The 1,512-nt window shown below is 56.4% G+C and carries 2 protein-coding genes; both read right to left on the reverse strand.

The features are described from left to right. Positions 1 to 231: 231 nt before the first annotated feature. Complete coding sequence (gene flhC / locus WBM98_RS18015) at positions 232 to 765, reverse strand: flagellar transcriptional regulator FlhC (protein WP_424367405.1); 534 nt, start codon at positions 763 to 765, stop codon at positions 232 to 234. Positions 766 to 809: 44 nt separating this feature from the next. Then, on the reverse strand, positions 810 to 1,145 hold the full coding sequence (gene flhD / locus WBM98_RS18020) for a flagellar transcriptional regulator FlhD (RefSeq protein WP_424367406.1): 336 nt from the start codon (positions 1,143 to 1,145) through the stop codon (positions 810 to 812). Positions 1,146 to 1,512: the final 367 nt, after the last annotated feature.

Consider the following 1,512-nt stretch of genomic DNA (forward strand, 5'->3'; position numbering starts at 1 on the left):
CAAAGATGCAGACCATCGAAAACAGAAAACCGACGATGAGAAACATGTTCTGGACCTTATTGACAGGGCTCTACCCGAACCACTCGGGGCGCAAACCGTTGTCATTTCTATCGGTCAACTCTAGGTGTGAATGAACCCAGGCGTGAACGCAAAAAGGGCCCTGATGAGGGCCCTTTTTGCGCTTTGAGGGAGAGATGCGAGAGGCTAGCGAGACCTGTCGGGGAGAAACACTCAATGCAGGCGCAGTCCGTTGCCGCTGCCTTTGCCGGCGCGGGCCGGTGGCGCGCACAGGCCGCAGGTGAAGTTGCGGGAATTCTCATAGGGCTCGGTGACGAAGTGGCCACCGCAGCAGGAACATTTGGTGAGCGTGAGCATGCCGTTGTCGACAAACTTCACCAGGCGCCAGGCGCGGGTCACCGACAACAGGGGTTCGATCTGGCTGGCCGTCATCTGGTCGTTGTACAGACGGAAGGCCTTGATCACCGTGTCAATTTCCTCCAGTTCGCTGCTCTTGGAGAGGTACTCATGGATGTTCAAGAACAGCGAAGCGTGGATGTTGGGTTGCCAGGTCAGGAACCAGTCGGTCGAGAACGGCAGTTGGCCCTTGGACGGTGATTTGCCAGCCACTTCTTTGTACAGACGGAGCAAGCGCTCATACGACAAACTGGTCTCGTATTCGAGCACCTGCAGGCGCGCGCCCAGGTTGATCAGGGAGATGGCGCGCTCAATGTCGCGCGACTCGTTCAAGATGCTTTTGGCTGCCATGGTGTCTGTCCCCTGTGAAGTGAAGCGTTGTGGCCCGAAAAGGCTCAGTGTGTGGCCATGGACTCGGCAAAGCGGCCGGCCATCAGGATGCTGGCGTGCAGCTGGGTGGTGGTGGTGTTGTCCACCTTCTTGACGTTGTGGTTGGTGAGCAGGCTCCAGACCAGCTCGTCGTCCACGCGGAAGCGGCAGAGCAACATGTTGCTCGATGCGATCTTCAGCAACTGCGCCGTGGACAGCATGCCCAGCAGGTCAGCAGCCTCTTCGGTCAAGCCCAGGCGGAACAGGGCTTCTGCGCGGTCTTTGCGGATCAGGTTCTGAGCCAGCATCAAATAGGTCAGGTTGGCTTCGCGGATTTCGGCCAAGAGGGTTTCGCTGTCCATGAGTCTCTCCTTGAGTGTTTCTCCAGATCGTTGGTGAAGCGGGTTGCTTACATCTTCTGACCTGATGTGTGTAATTGTGTCGACCTGAAAAAATTCTTGAATCGGCGCATGGCTGTTTGACCTGTCAGGCACACACCCCCAACGTGTCAGGTTTTTTCCTACAACCTTGGTATTCATAAGGTCGTCTTTCCCGCTTCTCCAAGGGAACAGGCCCGACAAGCCAGCGCACTTGTTGTCTTCACCTGTGCATGCGGTAAAGCGAAGAAATGGCACAGGTACCGAGACATGTCAGAAGCAAAAGGACACAACTCACAATGAAAAACTTGGGTGAGGGCTGTGTGTCCTGCGGTCAATGCCCGGCAAGCGC

The sequence above is a fragment of the Maribacter sp. genome (genome assembly GCF_049667165.1).
Taxonomy (GTDB): domain Bacteria; phylum Bacteroidota; class Bacteroidia; order Flavobacteriales; family Flavobacteriaceae; genus Maribacter_A.

Coding starts and splice junctions, on each gene's coding strand:
- flhC (WP_424367405.1), bottom strand. CDS start 765: ATGGCAGCCAAAAGCATCTTGAACGAGTCGCGCGACATTGAGCGCGCC.
- flhD (WP_424367406.1), bottom strand. CDS start 1,145: ATGGACAGCGAAACCCTCTTGGCCGAAATCCGCGAAGCCAACCTGACC.